The organism is Vibrio celticus, assembly GCF_024347335.1.
GTDB lineage: Bacteria > Pseudomonadota > Gammaproteobacteria > Enterobacterales > Vibrionaceae > Vibrio > Vibrio celticus.
In genome coordinates this window covers 3,491,171-3,511,641 of record NZ_AP025463.1, presented here as the reverse complement: position 1 = coordinate 3,511,641, position 20,471 = coordinate 3,491,171, and the positions used below count along the sequence as shown (strand labels likewise).

General features: G+C 44.5%; 18 protein-coding genes and 2 pseudogenes. 12 read left to right on the top strand and 8 right to left on the bottom strand.

Annotation, left to right across the window (positions count from 1 at the left end; all coding sequences use genetic code 11):
* Positions 1-197 precede the first annotated feature (197 nt).
* From tnpC to tnpA, 4 genes and pseudogenes are all read right to left on the bottom strand, one after another.
* Positions 198-1,725, bottom strand: a pseudogene (gene tnpC, locus OCV19_RS15760) (IS66 family transposase).
* A gap of 86 nt (positions 1,726-1,811) precedes the next feature.
* On the bottom strand, positions 1,812-2,000 hold the full coding sequence (gene tnpB, locus OCV19_RS24985) for an IS66 family insertion sequence element accessory protein TnpB (RefSeq protein WP_390904178.1): 189 nt from the start codon (positions 1,998-2,000) through the stop codon (positions 1,812-1,814).
* 7 nt (positions 2,001-2,007) lie between these two features.
* Positions 2,008-2,157: an IS66 family insertion sequence element accessory protein TnpB gene (gene tnpB, locus OCV19_RS15755; RefSeq protein WP_261875682.1), complete on the bottom strand. Its 150-nt coding sequence runs from the start codon at positions 2,155-2,157 to the stop codon at positions 2,008-2,010.
* Complete coding sequence (tnpA, locus tag OCV19_RS15750) at positions 2,154-2,453, bottom strand: IS66 family insertion sequence element accessory protein TnpA (RefSeq protein WP_065677713.1); 300 nt, start codon at positions 2,451-2,453, stop codon at positions 2,154-2,156. The genes tnpB (OCV19_RS15755) and tnpA overlap by 4 nt, the downstream gene beginning before the upstream one ends.
* A gap of 76 nt (positions 2,454-2,529) precedes the next feature.
* On the opposite strand from tnpA, the pseudogene istA reads away from it, so the two are divergent.
* From istA to OCV19_RS15725, 5 genes and pseudogenes are all read left to right on the top strand, one after another.
* A pseudogene (istA, locus tag OCV19_RS15745) lies at positions 2,530-4,031 on the top strand (IS21 family transposase).
* A 10-nt stretch (positions 4,032-4,041) separates the two neighbouring features.
* Entirely contained in the window at positions 4,042-4,782 is a 741-nt protein-coding gene (istB, locus tag OCV19_RS15740; protein WP_065677598.1) for an IS21-like element ISVch3 family helper ATPase IstB, read from the top strand.
* Between the two features lie 347 nt (positions 4,783-5,129).
* Positions 5,130-5,711: a hypothetical protein gene (locus OCV19_RS15735; RefSeq protein WP_244499593.1), complete on the top strand. Its 582-nt coding sequence runs from the start codon at positions 5,130-5,132 to the stop codon at positions 5,709-5,711.
* 2 nt (positions 5,712-5,713) lie between these two features.
* The gene (locus OCV19_RS15730; protein ID WP_065675940.1) at positions 5,714-8,908 is read left to right on the top strand and encodes a type I restriction endonuclease subunit R; all 3,195 of its coding nucleotides are present in this window, start codon (positions 5,714-5,716) and stop codon (positions 8,906-8,908) included.
* 4 nt (positions 8,909-8,912) lie between these two features.
* Positions 8,913-9,971: a TniQ family protein gene (locus tag OCV19_RS15725; protein WP_065675941.1), complete on the top strand. Its 1,059-nt coding sequence runs from the start codon at positions 8,913-8,915 to the stop codon at positions 9,969-9,971.
* An 833-nt stretch (positions 9,972-10,804) separates the two neighbouring features.
* On the opposite strand, the gene OCV19_RS15720 is transcribed toward OCV19_RS15725, so the two are convergent.
* The 3 genes from OCV19_RS15720 to OCV19_RS15710 form a co-directional block, all read right to left on the bottom strand.
* A complete protein-coding gene (locus tag OCV19_RS15720; RefSeq protein ID WP_065675942.1) occupies positions 10,805-11,101 on the bottom strand; it encodes a hypothetical protein in 297 nt (98 codons plus the stop codon).
* A 275-nt stretch (positions 11,102-11,376) separates the two neighbouring features.
* Complete coding sequence (locus OCV19_RS15715; protein WP_065675943.1) at positions 11,377-11,628, bottom strand: hypothetical protein; 252 nt, start codon at positions 11,626-11,628, stop codon at positions 11,377-11,379.
* Positions 11,629-11,983: 355 nt separating this feature from the next.
* Entirely contained in the window at positions 11,984-12,877 is an 894-nt protein-coding gene (locus OCV19_RS15710; protein ID WP_048607574.1) for a DMT family transporter, read from the bottom strand.
* A 138-nt stretch (positions 12,878-13,015) separates the two neighbouring features.
* On the opposite strand from OCV19_RS15710, the gene rmuC reads away from it, so the two are divergent.
* The 7 genes from rmuC to tatC all read left to right on the top strand — a co-directional run bounded on the left by rmuC (position 13,016) and on the right by tatC (position 19,351).
* Positions 13,016-14,548 (top strand): DNA recombination protein RmuC, encoded by a 1,533-nt coding sequence (gene rmuC, locus OCV19_RS15705; protein WP_065675944.1) that lies wholly within the window; start codon positions 13,016-13,018, stop codon positions 14,546-14,548.
* Between the two features lie 65 nt (positions 14,549-14,613).
* Positions 14,614-15,393: a bifunctional demethylmenaquinone methyltransferase/2-methoxy-6-polyprenyl-1,4-benzoquinol methylase UbiE gene (gene ubiE / locus OCV19_RS15700; protein WP_026012235.1), complete on the top strand. Its 780-nt coding sequence runs from the start codon at positions 14,614-14,616 to the stop codon at positions 15,391-15,393.
* A 98-nt stretch (positions 15,394-15,491) separates the two neighbouring features.
* A complete protein-coding gene (locus OCV19_RS15695) occupies positions 15,492-16,097 on the top strand; it encodes a ubiquinone biosynthesis accessory factor UbiJ (protein ID WP_065675945.1) in 606 nt (201 codons plus the stop codon).
* Positions 16,094-17,728 (top strand): ubiquinone biosynthesis regulatory protein kinase UbiB, encoded by a 1,635-nt coding sequence (ubiB, locus tag OCV19_RS15690; RefSeq protein WP_065675946.1) that lies wholly within the window; start codon positions 16,094-16,096, stop codon positions 17,726-17,728. Before OCV19_RS15695 ends, ubiB begins: the two co-directional genes overlap by 4 nt.
* Before the next feature lie 53 nt (positions 17,729-17,781).
* Positions 17,782-18,036: a Sec-independent protein translocase subunit TatA gene (gene tatA, locus OCV19_RS15685; protein WP_017060154.1), complete on the top strand. Its 255-nt coding sequence runs from the start codon at positions 17,782-17,784 to the stop codon at positions 18,034-18,036.
* A gap of 3 nt (positions 18,037-18,039) precedes the next feature.
* On the top strand, positions 18,040-18,447 hold the full coding sequence (gene tatB, locus OCV19_RS15680) for a Sec-independent protein translocase protein TatB (protein ID WP_048612432.1): 408 nt from the start codon (positions 18,040-18,042) through the stop codon (positions 18,445-18,447).
* A 148-nt stretch (positions 18,448-18,595) separates the two neighbouring features.
* On the top strand, positions 18,596-19,351 hold the full coding sequence (tatC, locus tag OCV19_RS15675; protein WP_017060156.1) for a twin-arginine translocase subunit TatC: 756 nt from the start codon (positions 18,596-18,598) through the stop codon (positions 19,349-19,351).
* A 288-nt stretch (positions 19,352-19,639) separates the two neighbouring features.
* On the opposite strand, the gene OCV19_RS15670 is transcribed toward tatC, so the two are convergent.
* Positions 19,640-20,401: a TatD family hydrolase gene (locus OCV19_RS15670; RefSeq protein ID WP_048612433.1), complete on the bottom strand. Its 762-nt coding sequence runs from the start codon at positions 20,399-20,401 to the stop codon at positions 19,640-19,642.
* Positions 20,402-20,471: the final 70 nt, after the last annotated feature.

Sequence of the window (20,471 nt, the reverse complement as noted above, 5' to 3'; positions counted from 1 at the left end):
TTAGTCAAACTCCGAAATCGGTGATCGGAATAGCGAAAACCGCGATCGTAATGGCCGAAATCCTTCCTTTTTCTCTTTTAAATCAATAGCTCGCTATTCTTTACTTCTTAAACAAGAAGGAAAGGAAGCGACAATGGCCAAAAAGAGAACTCCAATGAACAAAATCAAAGGTAAGCGTCTAATTAAGCAGTGAGGCCTTATTCAACCTCATCTATTTCTAAGTTCCAAGGCATAAGATCGTTCAGATCGTCTTGAAGGGATCGCGTTGGTAGCACTTTGAACAAGTGTGCGAAGTAGTAATACGGGTTGATATTATTCGCCCGACACGTCATCACTAAGCTATACAAGTTGGCACTTGCTGTAGCGCCCTCAACCGAGGTTGAGAACATCCAGTTTTTCCGGCCCGTTGTAAACGGGCGGATGTCTCGCTCAGTCACATTATTATCAATGCTGATGTCGCCATCTTCTAGATAGGTGAGCAACTTAGGCCATTGATTGACCGTGTAATTGATGGCGCCACCGAGCTGACTTTTCGGTAGCACTTTTTCCTGGCTTTCCAGCAACCACTCGTGGAACTTGTCTAAGATAGGTTTTGATTTTTGTTGGCGTAACTGCTGCCTTTCGATAGCACTTAAGCCTTTAGCTTCTTGCTCAATGCCATAAAGCTTGGCGATAAAGTTAATTGCCTTTTCAATACGGCCTGATTTCTTCTTCGGTTGGGCTTTTTGTGCATCAGTAAATTTGCGCCTGACATGCGCTAAGCAACCGGCTTGGCTGACATTGTCGAGACCGTTATAAGCTTGATAACCGTCGGTAAGCAGGTAACCGGAATAATCACCTAAGAAGTCTTTGACGCATTGTCCCGCTCGACTTGGTTGATAGTCGTAAATCACCACAGGCTGTTTGACGAACTCGCCGCTACGATAGACCCACATGTAAGATTTGCTCTGAGCACTTCGGTCTTGCTCTCGCAGTACTTGAACGGTGGTTTCATCGGCGCAGATTAGCTTCTCATTCAGTAAATGGGCTTTCATCGCTTCAACGATGACATTCACCTTATTACCCAGTTGCACACACCAGTTGGCAAGCGTCCCACGGCTTAAGTCAATATCAGAACGTTTTAAAATCTCAACCTGACGATACAGCGGCAGCGCATCAACATACTTCGCTGTCACGACTGCGGCGAAAGCTTCAGGGCTACCCATGCTTTTCGGGAGCATATTGGCTGGTCGAGGCGCTGTGATAATTTTGCTGCTGGTTTGTGTCTTTTCACACTGACGGCAAGCGTACTTGGTACGCTCATGGCGCACGACGCTGACTTTCTGAGGGATGATTTTAGCTCTTCCGAGACTTCGGTACCGCATTCATGCAGCGGTTCATTACAGCATTCACAGTAAGGGGCATTGAGTGTGTGCTGATGTACTTCACGCTCTAACTCTGCAGGAGCACTTTCGGCCCTTCTTATGATGCTTGGGAGCTGGTTTTGGTAATGCATTCTGCTGCTCGGCTTCGTTGAAAGTGCCTTTGGGCTCTTTTTCGCTTTTGGCCGAGAAGCGTTTGGATTTACTCAAGTTAAGCTGCTCAAGGAGCAACTGCATTTTGTTTTCTAACTCAACGACTTCCTCAGCTTGAGTGTCGACCGTCTTTTTTGAGTGCACTGTTCTCTTCCTGTAGCTTAAGCAGCATCGCTTTGAGTTGTTCTACATCATCAGGAAGTTCGGTCATGGTTAGGGCTCGTTATCTATCATTTCCACTTAGTCTGACAGCGAAAAAGGATCGTTCAAGCCCAATATGATGATCAGTATTCTAGCTCACACTTCTCGACCATAAAGGGGCTGATGAGCCTTAGGGTTTTCAAGATTCAGCCCAGATAATAGCCAGTTAAGTTGTTGAGTTGAGATATGGATATGACCCGCTGCTGTAGGTCTGGGCCATTTAAAGCGGCCTTTCTCTAATCGGCGATAGTAGAGCCAAAATCCGTTGGTGTCCCAAAAGAGAATTTTGATTTTATCTCGGCCACGATTGCAAAAAGATGAACCACGCGCTGCTTAATGGATCCATTTCTAACACGTCTGCGACAATGAGAGACAGACCATCAATCGACTTTCTCATGTCGGTAATACCCGAGACGAGATAAACGGCACCACTTGGGATCATTGCAGCGCCTTAAGCCAAGTTTGAATTTGTGTCAGTGATAACGAGGTCGGCAGCTCTGCTTTAAGTCCATTCGGTAGATGAACAACAACCGTCTCTGCACTTAATGATGGACGATCATTCATTACCACTTGGTGGGCGATTTGTTCATCATCAGTTTGTTTGAGTTTCTTCAACCAATAATGAAAAGTGGCGTAATTGATGTCGTGCTCTTTGCAAAACTGCGGAACAGAAAGTCCGCTTTCTTGCTGGTTAGAGACAATGGTCGTCCAATGTTGGTGTTTTTCAGATTGAGTCATAGTTCCTCCGTTAGGTTGGAAAAACTATGACAAAGGCTGGTTGGAATTAGAACGTGTGGTTAATTAGACGCTTACAATCAAAGAGGTATTACGCCTTAAATACGACTGCGGTCTCTCAAATCGTGGTATCGCTTCTTGCCTTAAACTCGGCCCGTCCACCGTATCAGAACTCCTTACTCGCTTTAAACAAAGCCAACTTGGTTGGCCTCTACCCGACAGTTGCAGCGATGCAGATCTCACACAGGCGCTGTATCACGGCAAGAAAGTCAGTCGAGATAAAGTTATGCCAGACTTCACTCAATACGCAGTCGAACTCAGGCGTAAAGGTATGACAAAGATGCTGCTCTGGCAGGAGTATCATGAGCAATATCAAGAGCAAGCTTACGCTTACACTCAGTTCTGCGAGCACTTCACTCGTTGGTTCAAAACCCAAAAACGCAGCATGCGCCAGCTTCATGTTGCAGGTGATAAACTGTTTATCGATTACTGTGGGCCTCGGCTTCAGGTGGTCAACCCTGACACAGGCGAAGTGCGCGAAGCGGAGGTGTTCGTCGCGACTTTAGGCGCGTCCAATTACACTTATGTTGAAGCCTTCCCCAGCCAAGGGAAGCCCTACTGGTTAGAGGCGCATGCGAATGCGTTCGAACACTTCGGTGGCGTACCACAACTCTTAGTTCCCGATAACCTACGCAGCGCAGTCACCAAAGCCAATCGTTATGAGCCGAGACTGAACGACAGCTATCAAAAGCTGGCTAATCACTATCAAACAGCCGTGATGCCTGCTCGCCCCTACAAACCGAAAGACAAAGCCAAGGCAGAGAATGCCGTGCTCCTAGTAGAACGCTGGATCATGATGCGGTTGCGACACCAAGCCTTCCACACTTTTAAAGAGTTGAATCTCGCCATCCGTGAACTCATGAATGAGTTAAATCAGCGTGAGATGAAACAGTATGGCGCCAGCCGCCAAGCGCTGTTCGATAAACTCGACAAACCTGCATTAAAGCCACTGCCTAGGCAGCGTTACCTGTATACCGAAACTAAACGAGCCAAAGTTGGCCCTGACTATCACATCGAATATCGCCGTCATTACTACTCGGTTCCCCATCAACTTGTTGGTCACCATGTCGAGTTGGAAGCCTCTAATCGCCTGGTGCAGATCTACCATCAAGGTAACTTGGTGGCCCAGCATCCACGTAGCCAAAGAGAGCGAGGAAACAGCACCCAACCAGAGCACATGCCAAGCAACCATCAACATCAGAAGTGGTCGCCAGGGCGCTTGCTTAGCTGGGGAGCCAATATCGGCCCAGCCACACGAGAAGTCGTCAATAAGATGCTGAACTCCAAGCCTCATCCAGAGCAGTCTTATCGTTCCTGCCTTGGCTTGCTCAGCCTCAGTAAAACCTATGGCGAATCGCGCCTAGAGCAAGCCTGTAAAGATGCGCTGATGCTGACAAAATCCAATTACACCTTCATCAGCAATTTGTTGAAAACAATCGTGAAGGACAACTGAGTAAAGACAACACGAGTACGCCAAATCTTGTTCATAGCAATGTTCGTGGCCCGAACAGTTATCACTAGGAGAAAGGATATGAATGCACTGAACGACCAACTCAAAACCCTACGCTTGAGCCATGCAGCGAAAGCATTAGAGCAGCAGCAAGAGCAACTGACCACCTACGCAGAACTGGACTTCGAGGAAAGGCTAAGCCTACTTCTGGAAAGCGAGATCTTGAATCGCAATCAGAGCAAAATCCAACGCTTAAAACGACAAGCCAAGCTGAGAGTAGATGCGCAGCCGAGCCAACTTATCTATAAGGAGGGACGAAACCTCAATCGTAAACAGATGAGCGAACTTCTGACGGGCAGTTATCTATACAAACACCAGAACATCTTGGTTACAGGCCCAACAGGCGCAGGCAAAACGTATCTTGCCTGCGCACTGGCAACCAGCGCCTGTGACCAACAACAAACGGTTAAGTACTACCGATTAACTCGCTTGCTTGACGACCTGACCGCTGGTCGTCTGGATGGTAGCTATCAAAAGCAACTCCAATCGCTGGCTAAGAAAGCCTTACTGATCCTCGACGACTGGGGGATGGAAAAACTCACTCAAGAGCATGCGGGTCACTTATTAGAAGTGCTGGAAGAGCGTTATCAAAACAGCAGCACAATCGTCATCAGCCAGTTACCTGTAAGGGAGTGGTACAACATGATCGGCAACGCCACCGTCGCGGACGCGCTAATGGATCGGCTAGTACACAATAGTCATAGAATAGAACTGGGAGGTGAGTCAATGAGAAAACTGGCGCAATCCGATCACTTAGAGTAAAAATAAGAAGAGGGAAAAACGGTAGGATCAGGTGATCGGAATAAACCGAAACGAGCGATCGCAATCACCGAAATACGCAAGATATGCCAACTGAGTGTTCACTATCCATTTTGGACTCTGTAATAGATGAACGAAGCAAGTATCTTCCATTAAAAGATTTTTATGATGATGCAAGGCCTCACCTAGGCAACCAATTTAGGTTGTATCTTAGTATGAGGGGCAACCCTGAGTTTATTAAGCCTTTTGAACTTCAAAGGGTTACCAGAAACCCAAAAGAGAGAAAGCAGACTCTAATTAATTTATATTCGCCGAAAGAACATCAGTTACCCTATAAGATATTGAAGCATATGAGAAAAGAACATGGTCTTCTATGTTGCCCAAGTTGTGGGGAAGAAGGAGCCCCTGGAACTCTCGACCATTACCTTCCCAAAGATATATTCCCAGAATTTGCAGTTTGCTTGGCTAACTTGACGCCGATGTGTAATCGATGTCAGGAAGTAAAATCAACAAAGTATTTAACGGATTCTAATCGAAAAGCTTATATTCATCCTTATTTTGACAAGATAGATGAAAGCTATTTTCATATCGAAATCCGTCCACCGTTCAACTCACCAACATTCGAAATAAAGATTGTTCGTGGTGAAATAAGCGTTGTTAAGTTGCTGATTAGACATGTCATAGGGGTGGACTTTCAAGAAAGATTGAAATCTTTTTGTAGATCAAAGCACATTCATTTATTGAAATTGATGACTAAAAGAAGAAAGCGTAGCAATCCTTCTGAGGTAGAGGATTTGATTGAAATGTATTTAGAGCCAGAACTAGAGAAATCAATAAACTCTTGGCCTGCTATTTATTACAAATCAGTATTGGCTACGCCCGAACTATTAAAACATTTGGACAATGGACCGTTACCACAAAATTTGGGTTGAAAATGACATATACAGAAGATGGTTTAGTTGAACAACCAGCCATAGCGCTATTTGATAGTCTTGATTGGCATACGGAAACTTGTTGGGATGAAGCTTTTGGTAGTAATGCTGAAGGTGATCTCGCGTTTGGACGCGAAAATCGTAACGATGTTGTATTAACTAACCGTCTTCGTGAGGCTTTACTGAAGCTAAACAAAGGTATCTCACCTCTAATATTGCAAGAAGCAATTGATGAGATGTGTCGTGACCGTTCATCTATGAGCGATATAGCTGCAAATGAAGCGATATACCTGTTATTAAAAGATGGCTATACATATACCGCGACTTCTGATGATGAAGAAGATTATGTTGTTCGTTATATCGATTGGGAAACAGCTGATAACAATGACTTTTTGCTTTGCAGTCAGATGTCTATTTCTGGAGAGATTGAAACTCGACGCCCAGACCTATTAGGTTTTGTAAACGGCTTGCCATTGTTGTTTGTTGAACTTAAAACTAGTCATAAGAACCTCTTCAATGCTTACAAAGATAATCTAAAAGACTACCGGAACACCATTCCTCAGTTATTCCACTACAACCAAATCATCGTGTTATCTAATGGTATTCAGTCACGAGTGGGTTCCATTTCTAGCCAGTGGGAACACTTTGCGGAATGGAAGAAAATAGAAAGTGAAAAAGAGCCCCGCAGAGTAAGCCTTGAAGTCGTTATCAGAGGTGTATGTGAGCGCACTCGCTTTTTAGATATTATTGAAAACTACATATTATTTGTGAAGAAAAAGCAGACACTCAAAATCGTTGCTAAATACCATCAGTATCTCGGGGTAAACCAAGCTTTAGAAGGGCTTACCAATGTAAAAGAGCGTTCAGGTCAATTGGGTGTTTTTTGGCATACCCAAGGCAGTGGCAAAAGCTTCTCAATGGTTTTCTTCTGTAAAAAAGCATTCCGAAAATACACTGGAAACTGGACGTTTGTGCTTATCACTGACCGTACAGATTTAGACGACCAAATATATAAAACTTTCCACTCTTCTGGCGCATTAACAGAAAACTGCCAAGCTGAATCTGGTGCTGAGCTTAAAGCGTTACTAGCAGAAGACCACCGTTTCGTTTTCACATTGATTCAAAAATTCAAAGGGGACGAAAAAGGCAATTATCCTCTATTATCTGAACGTGATGACATCATCGTGATCACCGATGAAGCGCATAGAAGCCAATATGACTCTTTAGCTATGAACATGCGTAGTTCCATGCCAAATGCTTCTTATATGGCCTTTACTGGTACTCCTTTGCTGTCTGAACAGTTATCTGAAGAAGGAAGCAAAGAGAGTGGAAAAACCCAAGAGATATTTGGTGATTACATCAGTATCTATAACTTTGCGGATGCTGTTGATGATGGTGCGACATTGCCTTTGTATTACGAAAATAGGGTACCAGAAGTCAACTTATCCCGTGACGATGTTGGTACTGAAATTGCGGATATTATTGAGCAATCAGGTCTGACCGATGAGCAGGAAGAAAAGCTAGAGCGAGAATTTAGTAAGTCGTATCACATCATTACCCGTGACGACCGATTGGAAACAATAGCCAAAGACTTAGTCGAGCACTACATCAATAGAGCCGTTTTCAAAGGTGGTCAGTTGGGCAAAGCAATGGTTGTCTCTATTGATAAAGCCACTGCAATTAAAATGTACGATAAAGTATCAGCTGCGTGGCAAGTGAAGCTAAAAAGCCTAAGGTCTCAGGCTAAGTTTGCGAAAGGTAGTCGACTGGCGAAACTAGAGTTTCAAATTGAGCACATGGAGTCGACAGACATGGCAGTGGTTGTGTCTGGTGAACAGAATGATGAAGAACGTTTGGCTAAGAAAGGTCTCGGCTATAAGACACACAGAGAACGTATGGTCAAAGAGGATATTGATGAAAAATTCAAAGACCCAGATGACAACCTTCGTATCGTTTTCGTTTGTGCGATGTGGCTTACTGGCTTTGATGCGCCATCAGTCTCGACCCTCTATCTAGACAAGCCACTTAAGAACCATACCTTGATGCAGACTATTGCTCGTGCGAACCGAGTCTTCCCTGGTAAGAGTGCTGGTCAGGTCGTCGATTATATTAATATTTTTAGTGCATTACAGATTGCCCTTGGCCTATATGGTGGAGGGCAAGTTGCAGAGCCAGGTGCGGGGTATGGTGTTGATAGCCCTGCTAGGGATAAGCGAGAGCTAGTTGCAGCATTAGCCATTGCGATTGGTGAACTAAAGGCTTTCTTATTAAAGCAAAATGTTGACATCGATGCAGTGATATCTGCCCCCGCAGAAGGTTTTACAAAGCTGCAAATGCTTGATGATGCAAGTGAAGTGCTGCTTGCGCCCGATCTCAAAGATGAGTTCACAGCTTTTGTTCGCCAAATAAATCGAATATTCAAAGCTGTACTTCCTGATGATGATGCAAATGAATACGTACCTCATCGAATCGCTATTAATGTTATTTATGCTCAGATGCGACAGAAATCAGGTGTCTCAATTGATGATGAGGATGTGCTAGATGTGGTGCGCCATCAAGTTAATGAACTGCTTGATGAGTCCATTACGACCATTCAGATAAAGAGCAACCTCCCTGAGCCAATCAATATCGCGGGTATTGATTTCGATGCTCTGGCTGAAATGGTAACGAAGATTAAAAAGCCTCAGAAGTCAGACGCAGAACGCTTAAAGAATATTATTGAACGAAAGCTGCAACCAATGATGCTGAAAAACAAGTCACGTCAGGACTTACAGCAAAAATTCCAAGAGCTCATTGATGAATACAACCTTGGAGCTTATACCGCAGAGGAGTTCTTCCAACGGTTATCTGGCTTCTTACATGACCTTGACCACGAAGAAAAAAGAACGGTTAGAGAAGGACTTAGTGAAGAAGAATTAGCCGTCTTTGATTTAATGACTCAAGAATTACCGCTCAATGAAAAAGAGCGAAATGAAGTTAAGCGAATAGCAAAGGAGCTGGTTGATAACATGAAAGAGCTACTAGTTATCGACTGGCGTAAGAAACAGAGAACTAAAGCTCGCGTTCGTAGCTATATTGAAGATGTTCTAGACCGTTTACCGGAGTCATACGATGATGACCTATGGCCAAAGACTTGTTCTGAAGTGTATATGCATGTTTATGAGAAGTATCCAGGCCTGGGACAGAGTGTTTATTAGTTAGATGGTTGAGCTCAAATATTTTGAGGATGAGTCTGTCCAAAGCTGGATCTTCCGCAACTTAGTTGTCGAAGGTGAAATTGACCTCTCTAGTATTCTTAGCTCTGAGGGGGATTGGTACAATAACGTTAGCTTTAGAAAAGCTTGCCCTGAAAGAATGACAAGAACTTGTGATGTTGAGTTGCTTCGTTTTCTCAGAAACTCGGGGCTAGCATTAAAATATGCAGAAAAATATGATAACCCTGTTGATTACCTAGATAGAATCTACAGTATCTTCCAACCCCTTGATTATCCCATACCTAAAACCAATGCTGATGGCTCGATAGCGATTCGCTTTTGTCCAGAATGCATATTACAGGCAATCCAGGAGTATGGATTTGGGTATTTTAAATGGGAATGGTTACAAGGGTTGCAATGCCTGAAACATGGTCGACTCCTTTCCCAGCTAAAAAAGTCGAAGAGAGAAACTATGGTTTTGACCTTACTTAAGGTTTTGTCTGGTTGCCCATTAGATGTAAGAGAGCTTACTAACTTAAGTGTAAAACATACTCAAAGGTTAAGTCGTGTCAGTGTTGATTACCACATAATGCCCTGTTTTATGGTTGATTTTTACCTTTGGGCGACCATGCGAAGAAATGATCATAGTCTTGGGGATGGATTTCATGATTGGTACTATCAAGATGGAAGAAGGAAGCCAGTATCTCGTGAATGTTTAATCCAAATCTATGAGTACTACAATAAATTCTTTCCAGAGCAAAGCCACCGATTCATTAAAGAGAGAGGCGAAATTAAATTTGTAAGGTTTGGTATAAATCAGCCTGGCTCTCTTTCTGAAAAACTCCTAAAAAGTAGTAAGCATAACTGTTCGTACTGTACTAAATGGGAGGCATTTGGAGAGTGTCCAGCAAAGCCTATCAAGCTATTTGTTATAGAGCCTCAATATACATACACAGGCTTAAATCCATGCGACTTCTTCTTAAAGTTCGGAACACCATATTTTCCACGTAGGCCAGTTGATCGGCATATCCAAGAAATAGATTTTGACCTTTTATTGCCAACTTAATGCTCCTATGCGGTGTTGTTTTTTGAAACTGATTCTGGACGAAAGTGAGCTAGAATAAGTTCTAATGCTCCCCCTCCTGAGTAAGACTTTAGATGCTTTTAACTACACATCGCAACTTGCGCATCGCAACTTGCGATGTGTGGTTACGTAAGAGGTGTTGTTGGACAAATAGTTTGATCGAAATCTGTCACTTCGAAGTTCTCAGATAGCAAGAGATGTAAAGTCTGATCATTTTAGAAGCTCATTTCGCAGGTTGCGATTCGCACACTGCGAAATGAGCGCCTAACTCGAAAAGGAACAGAATGTAAGCTTGCTACATACTGTTCTTAGCTTTAGACTAACGTTGAGAGCCTCGGGTATCCCTGCTTTTTCTTGGAGATACTATTTACTGTCTGGCCAGAAGTAATTGTATCGAATTGAACTTGGCTTATTTGCAAAGCAGACCACCGAGGACATATGATAAGTCTAGGTGCTTTCCCTCCCCTTTGGTGATAAAACACCCGACGCTACACACAGAATGTGTTCCCTCTTCGATTTGAATGACAAACATTCTGTAGCTGTTTACAAAGCCATAGGCATTGCCTGTGGCTTTGTCGTATCTGGGACTAAAAAAACTGGTGCAGCAGGCTTACACACAAATTAATATATTGATAGTTTCTTGTGTTCTAAACTGATGTTTAGGGGCAAAGGTAAGTTATCACGCGAGTTGCGTGACGCAGCCTGCGTGATGGATTTTTAACGCTAAATGGGGCATTTTTGATTTTGACTGATTTGTGCAACAGGCTGTTGCACAATTGGGAAACGGCTTGTTTCACTAACAAGCGAGTCTGATTTTAGCCACCAACAGGTTGTTGACCAAATTTTTCATCGGGAAGGTCTTGCTGATCATCGAACATCACAATGCTTCTACGATGCTCCTTTAGAGCAGATAATGCAACTTGAAAACAACTTTCACACATATCAAGGTGGTGGGTAATACCGTCCATTTTTGACCCAAATCCCCAGCTAGCAGTCAGTACACCAACCTCTTCTAACTTAACGCCATTTGAATCTACCATCACGCTAGTACCACAGATATCACAGCATCGGTCAACAACGACCTCTATCGTTTTTTGTCCATAAACTTTCATTGTGAACTCCTGTCGCTGATAAGATTAATCATGACTTGAATGTTAGCTAGTACCAAATAACAACTAAGTAGTAGCTGAAATTATAGCTGTCCTATAGGCAACTGAGCAATTAACAAAGTCGCTGAATTTTCATTGTTACTCAGCGAAGTATCCTTCTTATGTAGACACGTTAAACGTATTAGTAAAACTAAGTCATGAGGCAGAGCAACAGGGAACAGGCTCAATTGACGCTGGCATGAATGGGGCAAAGCTGAGTCAGCTGATGGCTAGCTAACTTAAAATGGGAAGTGGTCTTTTTCATACCTTTCAACCCAAGTTACTAGCTTTTCAAGTTCATCACCTTCGGGTGTGCCTGGTTCAGCAACATCAAATAAGGATTCAATTCTTTTTAAAGCGGCTTTATAGTCGCGTTCTGAGGGTTCGAGTCCCACTTCATCTAATGAAACTGTAGCAAGTGCATCAGCGTGGGCAGTATTAGGTGTAATATTCTTAAGCAGTTCTTTTTCTGATAGCTTTTTTTTGCTCATAAGTCGTTTCTCGATTCAAAAATGACATTATATAATTTATAGCACAATGGGTTATTAGCCGTAATATAGAACCTTATTCGAAACCCACAATGGAGCGTGAGACGTGAGGTCGTATGAAGCACCATTCATCGCTTGATGTGTGAATCGTTACGGACAAACTTTATTGTCTCATTTGAGTCTTACGGACAAACTTTATTGTCACTGCACAAAGCTTTTAGCTTACTTACTAGATTTTAAATTATATAAAAATGGCGAGTCATACGACTCGCCATTTTTGTATCTAACATTGTGTTCTAGCTCTAAATTCGACTTTATCGATAGCTTTTCGTGCTCAATCGAATCTTTTAGCTCTTATTTACGCAGCTTTGTTTTTTGAAAACTTGATCTGTTGAATCACCAAGCCAGCAATGATCAGTACCAAACCAAAAAGTGTTGCTGGGTGAATCTCTTCGCCAATGATGGTTGAAAGCAGCATCAGTGAAATAAACGGTGAGGCAAAAATCAGGTTGCTGATACGCGCCGTATTGTTGGTTAGCTTGAGTGCTGATAGCCACAACACAAAGGTAATGCCCATCTCGAACAGACCAACGTAAGTCACCGCCATCCAACCCTTCGCTGTGATTTGGCTAAAGCTTTCACCTTCGTAAAGGGTTAAACCGATCGCAAATGGTAATGCCACTAAGAACCCAAGCAGCACGCCAACCACTGGGTCAGCCTTGTTTTTGGTGTTGAGAATCCAATATCCCGCCCAAAGCAGAGTAGAAAGCAGCGCCAGTGCTACACCTAGTGGACTGTCGAATTGCATGCCTAATACATCGCCTTTGGTCGCAATAACTACTACACCCGCATAGCTGAAGGTACACGCAATCCAGTCTTGCTTACGAATCTTTTGCCCCAGAAAAACCGCCGCCATTAAGGTTAGCGTGATAGCCCAGCTGTAGTTGATGGCTTGAGCTTGAGAAGCGGGCAGCAGGTCGTAGGCTTTGAATAGAATCAGGTAATAGGCCAATGGGTTAACCAAGCCGAGCAGCAGGTAATACCAAGGGTTTGAAAGGAACGTTGTACTCAGCTGAGAAAGCTTGCCTTGAAAGGCGCAGACTGCGATCAGCGCAATCGACGACACAATACTGGCAATGGTCAGCATTTGAATAGGTGAAAACTCAGCAAGGGTCAGCTTAAAAGCAGTAGCGACCGTTGACCACAGCAGTACTGCGGAAAGGCCAAAGCCCAAGGCACGACGTTCGTTCATGGCAACTCATTCTAATTTGATGAGACAGAATACGGAGCGCCTAGTCTATCTGTCGAATTTTAATACGGCAAACTGGACATTTATCCAGTATCAAAATACCATTTAATGAGTTATTTCCAATTAGGCTAAATCATTATCATGCAATGGATTATCGAACATCAGGCAACGCTTATTGCTGCAGTTTCTGGCGCGCTCGTCAGCGGTGGTGTGGTGGGTTGGTGGATTAAACAGAAGCTCTCTTTTCAGCAGCGATTGCTCGAGCAGCAGCTAGAGTCCGATCGTTTGTTGCATGAATCTCAGCAAGCTCAGCTCAAAGCATCACTCGCAGAGGCGCAACAAGAACTCAATGAGTTAGATGATGACCGAGACAAAGCGGCATTCGAGCTCAAGCAGGCGCACGGTAAGATGATGGCTGCGATGGAAAAGCTGCGCTACTTTGAGGCGGTAAAGCAAGAGCGCCAGCAGTACGCTGATGAGATCAATGTGCTTAAAGATCATAAGTCTGAATTAGAAGCCGAGCTGCGCGAGCAAGAAGCAAGGCACGACCAAGAAAACCTCGCCAATAGCGAAAAGCTGCAGTTGCTAGAGCAAGCTGAATCACGACTTAAGCAGCAGTTTGAACTGTTAGCGAATCAACTGTTTGAAACCAAAACCGCCAAGGTCGATCAGCAGAATAAGCAGAGCTTAGAAGGTTTGTTGTCTCCATTGAGAGAGCAGTTGGAAGGCTTCAAGAAACAAGTGAACGATAGCTTCAGCCAAGAGGCCAAAGAGCGTCACACCTTGGTGCATGAGCTTAAAAACCTGCAGCGTCTCAACGAGAGTATGACGCGTGAAGCGGTGAACCTGACTCAAGCGCTAAAGGGCGATAACAAACAACAAGGTAACTGGGGCGAAGTGGTACTGGCACGGGTGCTTGCTGAATCAGGGCTGCGCGAAGGCCACGAATACCAAACGCAAGTGAACCTGCAAAACGATGCGGGCAAGCGTTATCAACCGGATGTGATTGTGCATCTGCCACAAGATAAGCAAGTGGTGGTCGATTCTAAAATGGCGCTGGTGGCCTTTGAGCGCTACTTCAATGCTGAAACCGATCAGCAACGCGATGCTGCATTGCGTGATCACTTGGTGTCACTGCGAGCGCACATTAAAGGCTTGAGCCAGAAAGATTATCATCAGCTCAAAGGCATACAGAGTCTGGATTACGTGTTGATGTTTATCCCGGTTGAGCCAGCATTCCAAGTGGCGATTCAGGCGGATCCTAGTTTGGTGAAAGATGCGATGGAGCAAAACATCATCTTGGTCAGCCCAACCACTCTGCTGGTGGCACTGCGTACCATTGATAACCTGTGGCGTAACGACAGACAGAACCAGAACGCACAAGTTATCGCGGAACGTGCGAGCAAACTTTACGACAAGCTGCGCCTGTTTGTTGATGATATGGAAGGCCTTGGCAGCTCACTTGATAGAGCCAACCAAAGCTACCAAGGGGCGATGAATAAGCTAGTGACGGGGCGGGGCAACGTGATTCGTCAGGCAGAAAGCTTCAAGCAATTGGGTGTTGAAGTGAAGAAACCGATCTCGATTGGTTTGGCTGAAATGGCGCAAAATGAGGCTTTTTCAGAAAATGCCTCCTTAGTAGAAAGACAACCTGCTGAGGATAAAGTAAACTAATCGGCCGCAGCGCCTCTAAACACAAAGAGCGCTGTCGATGAGAACTTACCATGGTAGATAACAGCATTATGGACACAAGCGTGCAGACAAATTCAGCAGTAGAGTCAGAAACCACACACTTTGGTTTCGAAACAGTCGCAAAAGACGAAAAAGTCGCGAAAGTAGCAGAGGTTTTTCACTCTGTAGCCGCTAAATACGACATCATGAATGACTTAATGTCGGGTGGTGTTCACCGTTTGTGGAAGCGATTCACGATTGATTGCAGTGGCGTTCGCCCGGGTCAACGTATCCTAGACCTTGGTGGTGGTACCGGTGACCTGACTGCGAAGTTCTCGCGTATCGTTGGTGAAAAAGGCCACGTGGTTCTTGCTGATATCAACAACTCAATGCTGAATGTTGGCCGTGATAAGCTGCGTGATAGCGGTATTGTTGGCAACGTACATTACGTTCAAGCAAACGCTGAAGAGCTGCCTTTCCCTGACAACTACTTCGATTGCATTACCATTAGCTTCTGTCTGCGTAATGTTACCGACAAAGACCAAGCGCTGCGTTCAATGTACCGTGTGCTGAAGCCGGGTGGTCGTTTGTTGGTTCTTGAGTTTTCTAAGCCAGTACTTGAGCCGCTATCAAAGGTTTACGATGCCTACTCTTTCCACCTGTTGCCAAAAATGGGTGAGCTGATTGCTAACGATGCAGACAGCTATCGTTATCTTGCAGAATCTATCCGCATGCACCCTAACCAAGAAACCTTGGAAGGCATGATGCAGGAAGCGGGTTTCGAGAATACGAAATACTTCAACCTAACGGGCGGCATTGTTGCGCTGCACCGCGGTTACAAGTTCTAGTCGAACTTGGTAGCAGGCTCTTAGGGCGTGCTAAACAATAAGAATAAAGACAGAACGGATAGGTTAAGGCTTATCCGTTTTCAAAGGTAAGGACAGTCATGCCATTTGATCCATTGGTCACCGCAGTTATTGAAACCTCTTTAAATACTTTCGTGAACGATGATCCAGCCTTGGTTCGTCGTTTGTCTCGTTTAAAGGGGCAGATCATTCAAGTTAATTTGAAAGAGTTGAATAAAACACTCACTTTCGTTTTCAGCCAACAAATTGATGTGTTGTCGGAATACGAAGGGCAGCCTGATTGCTACTTATCTTTGAACCTATCGGTGTTACCTGAACTGCGTGAGCAATCGAACATCACCAAGCTGATCAAGCAAGATAAGCTGATCTTAGAGGGTGACATTCAACTGGCTCAGAAATTTGCTCAGCTGATGACAGACTGCAAGCCTGATTTGGAAGAGTGGCTATCGCGCGTAACGGGTGATGTGGTTGCGCATACCTTGGTCCAAGGCGTTAAAAACGTCGGTGGCTTTGTAGCAAAACAGGCAACTAAGCATCAAAACCATGTTGCTCAGGTTCTGACAGAAGAGTGGAAGATTGCACCCGCACCGTTAGAAATCGCGTATTTTTGCGACCAAGTTGATGACGTGAAAAGCTCGGTAGCTCGCCTTGAAGCTAAGTTGAACGCTCTGTTGGAGAAAATATGACCCCAACAGAACTGAAACGTCTTTATCATATTATCAAGGTACAGTTAGAGTACGGCCTTGATGAGTTGATGCCGGAACACCAACTGACTAAAGCCCCTTTGTTGGCGCGAAAGTCACTGTTTTGGCTCAAGAACAAGCATCAAGATAAAGAGTTGGGTCATCGCTTGCGCCTTGCACTGCAAGAACTTGGCCCAGTGTGGATCAAGTTTGGACAGATGATGTCGACACGTCGTGATCTGTTCCCTCCTCATATCGCCGATCAGTTGGCGTTGTTGCAAGACCAAGTTGCGCCGTTTGATGGACAACTGGCGAAGCAAGATATGGAGAAGGCGCTCGGTGGCAGTTTAGATAACTGGTTTACCGACTTTGATATCGAGCCACTGGCTTCTGCTTCTATCGCTCAGGTGCATACCGCAAAGCTTAAAGAGAGCGGTCGTGAGATTGTTCTGAAGGTCATTCGACCTGATATTCGCCCGGTGATTGACGCAGATCTAAAACTGATGCACCGAATGGCGCGTATAGTCGCTAAGTCGCTTCCTGAAGCACGTCGTTTGAAACCGGTTGAAGTGGTTCACGAGTACGAGAAAACGTTACTTGATGAGCTAGACCTGCGCCGAGAGGCGGCCAATGCCATTCAACTACGACGTAATTTTGAAGGCAGTGAAGAGCTGTATGTTCCAGAGGTTATCCCTGATCTAAGCAGCGAAACCCTGATGGTGTCAGAGCGAATCTATGGTATTCAAGTCTCCGATATTGAGACGCTAGAAGCCAACGGCACCAACATGAAATTGCTCGCGGAACGCGGTGTGACGGTATTCTTCACCCAAGTATTCCGAGACAGCTTTTTCCATGCAGACATGCACCCGGGCAACGTATTTGTTAACCCAGATAATCCAGATAACCCTCAGTGGATTGGTTTGGATTGTGGCATTGTCGGCACGCTCAACAGCGAAGATAAGCGCTATTTAGCCGAGAACTTGTTGGCTTTCTTCAATCGAGATTACCGTAAAGTTGCCGAGCTACACGTGGATTCGGGGTGGGTGCCACACGACACTAACGTCAATGATTTTGAGTTCGCGATCCGTATGGTGTGTGAGCCAATTTTTGCAAAACCACTTGGCGAGATCTCATTTGGCCATGTGTTGCTAAACTTATTTAATACAGCAAGACGTTTCAACATGGAGGTTCAGCCTCAGTTGGTACTTCTACAGAAGACCTTGTTGTATGTGGAAGGCCTAGGTCGTCAGTTGTATCCGCAACTTGATTTGTGGGCAACCGCCAAGCCTTTCCTTGAAACCTGGATGATGAATCAGGTGGGGCCGCAAGCTGTGATCAACGCAGTAAAAGAGCGCGCGCCATTCTGGGCAGAAAAACTGCCAGAGCTGCCAGAGCTACTTTATGACAGCTTGCGCCAAGGTAAAGCGATGAACCACAGAATGGATCAGCTTTATCAAGGCTACCGAGATAGTAAGCGTCAGCAAGCAACTGGAAAGTTTTTGTTTGGCGTTGGAGCCACTTTAGTCGTATGCTCCGCAATATTAGTTTCAAGCCCTTATGAGCAGCTATCTATGGGCTGTGGCATTGCAGGTGTCACATTTTGGTTGCTTAGTTGGCGAGCTTACCGTCGTTAGACAGTAGACTCTCTTAATATTTTTATGTGTAGACAGACCCGAGGACAATGACAATGGGTGGTATCAGTATTTGGCAACTTCTAATCATTGCTGTAATTGTAATTTTGCTATTCGGAACAAAGAAACTGCGCGGTATGGGTGGTGACTTAGGTTCAGCGGTTAAAGGCTTCAAAAAAGCGATGAGCGATGAAGACAAGCCTGCAGATAAGAAAGATGCAGACTTCGAACCAAAGAATATTGAACAGCAGAAGACAGAAGCTCACGCTGAAACGACTGCTGAAACAAAGAAAGACAAAGAGCAGGCGTAAATCGTGTTTGATATCGGTTTTTGGGAACTGGTATTAATATCTGTCGTTGGGTTAGTGGTTTTAGGGCCTGAGCGTTTGCCCGTGGCGATTCGCAGTATTTCCAAGTTTGTTGGACAAGCGAAAAGCATGGCAAACAGTGTGAAAGATGAACTTTCTCATGAGCTTAAGGTGCAAGAGCTGCAAGAAAACCTACGCAAGGCGGAAAAAATGGGTATGGAAGATTTATCTCCAGACCTTAAAGCGTCAGTCGATGAACTCAAGCAGGCCGCTGCTGAGGTTCAACGTCCGTATGCTAAGCCTGAGTCTGATAAGCCAAGTGAGACTAAACCTAGTGTCACGGAAACTGTGGAATCTGAAACCATTCAGGTCAACAGCGAAGCTTCAGCACCGTCAGATAAGAAAGCCGAATAGTCTCGCAAGGAGGAGTCGCCGGATACTTGATTCGCTAGATGTTTAAATAGATAGCTATTCAAGTAAATAACTATTCAAGTGGATACCAATTCAACTGGATAGATACACGCGCGGCTCCTTTTCGATCTTCCTGTTTAAGAGGTTTGACATGTCTTCGACTGAGCAGACACAGCCTTTAATTAGCCACCTTCTAGAACTACGTAATCGCCTACTACGTGCGATTGTCGCGGTGCTAGTGATATTTGTCGGGCTAATTTATTTTGCTAATGATATTTATGAATTCGTATCAGCACCTTTGGTAGATCGTCTACCGGAAGGGGCGACGATGATCGCAACCGATGTTGCATCGCCATTTTTTACACCACTGAAATTAACCTTGATCGCGTCTATATTCCTCGCGGTTCCGTTTATTTTGTATCAGGTGTGGGCTTTTGTTGCTCCGGGTTTATACAAGCATGAAAAACGCTTGATCATGCCGCTATTGGCTTCAAGTTCATTGCTGTTTTACTGTGGTGTGGCGTTCGCTTACTTTATTGTATTCCCGTTGGTATTTGGCTTTTTTACGGCCATATCATTAGGGGGAGTAGAGTTCGCAACCGACATCTCAAGCTATCTTGATTTTGTACTCGCGCTGTTCTTTGCTTTTGGTATTGCCTTTGAAGTGCCTGTTGCGATTATCTTGTTGTGTTGGACGGGGGCAACAACGCCTCAATCTCTGTCTGAAAAGCGTCCTTACATTGTGGTGGGTGCTTTCATCATCGGTATGATGCTGACACCACCAGATATGATCTCGCAAACACTGTTGGCGATTCCAATGTGTATTCTGTTTGAGATTGGTCTGTTCTTCGCACGCTTTTATACGCGTAAGCCAGATGCGGATGAAGAGGAAGAAGCTGAATCTTGATTCGGAATGCTTCAGTAAAAATCACATAATAAAAAAGCGGCCTAGGGCCGCTTTTTTATTATGTCTGTTTATCGAATCTTTAACTGATAGCCACAATTCTGACATATATAGAGCTCTTTGATGCCCAAAATCTTATGCCATAGAGTTCGATGTTGACGTTGTAAGTGTTGTGAATGGTCACACATAATCAACTACTTCCATATGCAGGTGGTTGATACTATACATGTCACTGAGCTTTCTCAAATAAATTCAGGAAAAATCCGTAATAATTACTTATTAATAGATTTGTCATAAATTAAACAATGCCTTAGCATTTTTGGTGGTTATGTTTTCGACTTCTTCAATGGTAATTCCGCGTAATTCGGCGATGCGTTTTGCTACTAATTCTGTGTAGGCCGGTTCGTTGCGTTTACCGCGATTTGGTGTTGGTGCTAAATATGGGCAATCAGTCTCTAGAATGACGTAATCCATATCGAGATGTGGGATCACCTTGTCCATCCCTGAGTTTTTAAAAGTCGAAACGCCGCCTAAACCTAAATGAAAGCCTAGTTCGTTGATCGCTTGAGCTTCCTCTAAGCTGCTACCAAAGCAGTGGAATACCCCGCGTAAGCTGCCATCTTGTTCTTTACGAAGTAGGGCAAGTGTCTCTTCAATGGAATCACGAGTGTGGATCACCACGGGTAGATCAAGCTCTTTTGCCCACTGCAGTTGAGTCACAAACGCCATCTCTTGTTCAGCCTTGAAGGTTTTATCCCAGTACAAGTCGATACCAATCTCACCCACGGCGATGAAGTCATGCTTATCAAACCAAGCTCGAATAGTTTTGAGGGTTTGCTCGATATTCGCATCCACATAACAAGGGTGTAAGCCCATCATTGAACGGCACACATCAGGAAACTGAGCTTCTGTCGCTAACATTGGTTCGATAGATTCTAAATCGATGTTCGGCAATAGAATGGTATCAATCCCTTGAGCCAGTGCACGCTGCACAACTTGTTCGCGGTCTTCATCGAATTCACTAGCGTAAATATGAGCATGGGTGTCGATCATTGTTTTGTCCTGAAAGCGGTCTTTACTGAGTTGTCATGAGTATACGGCAGTGTGAGGAGAAGGTCATTTT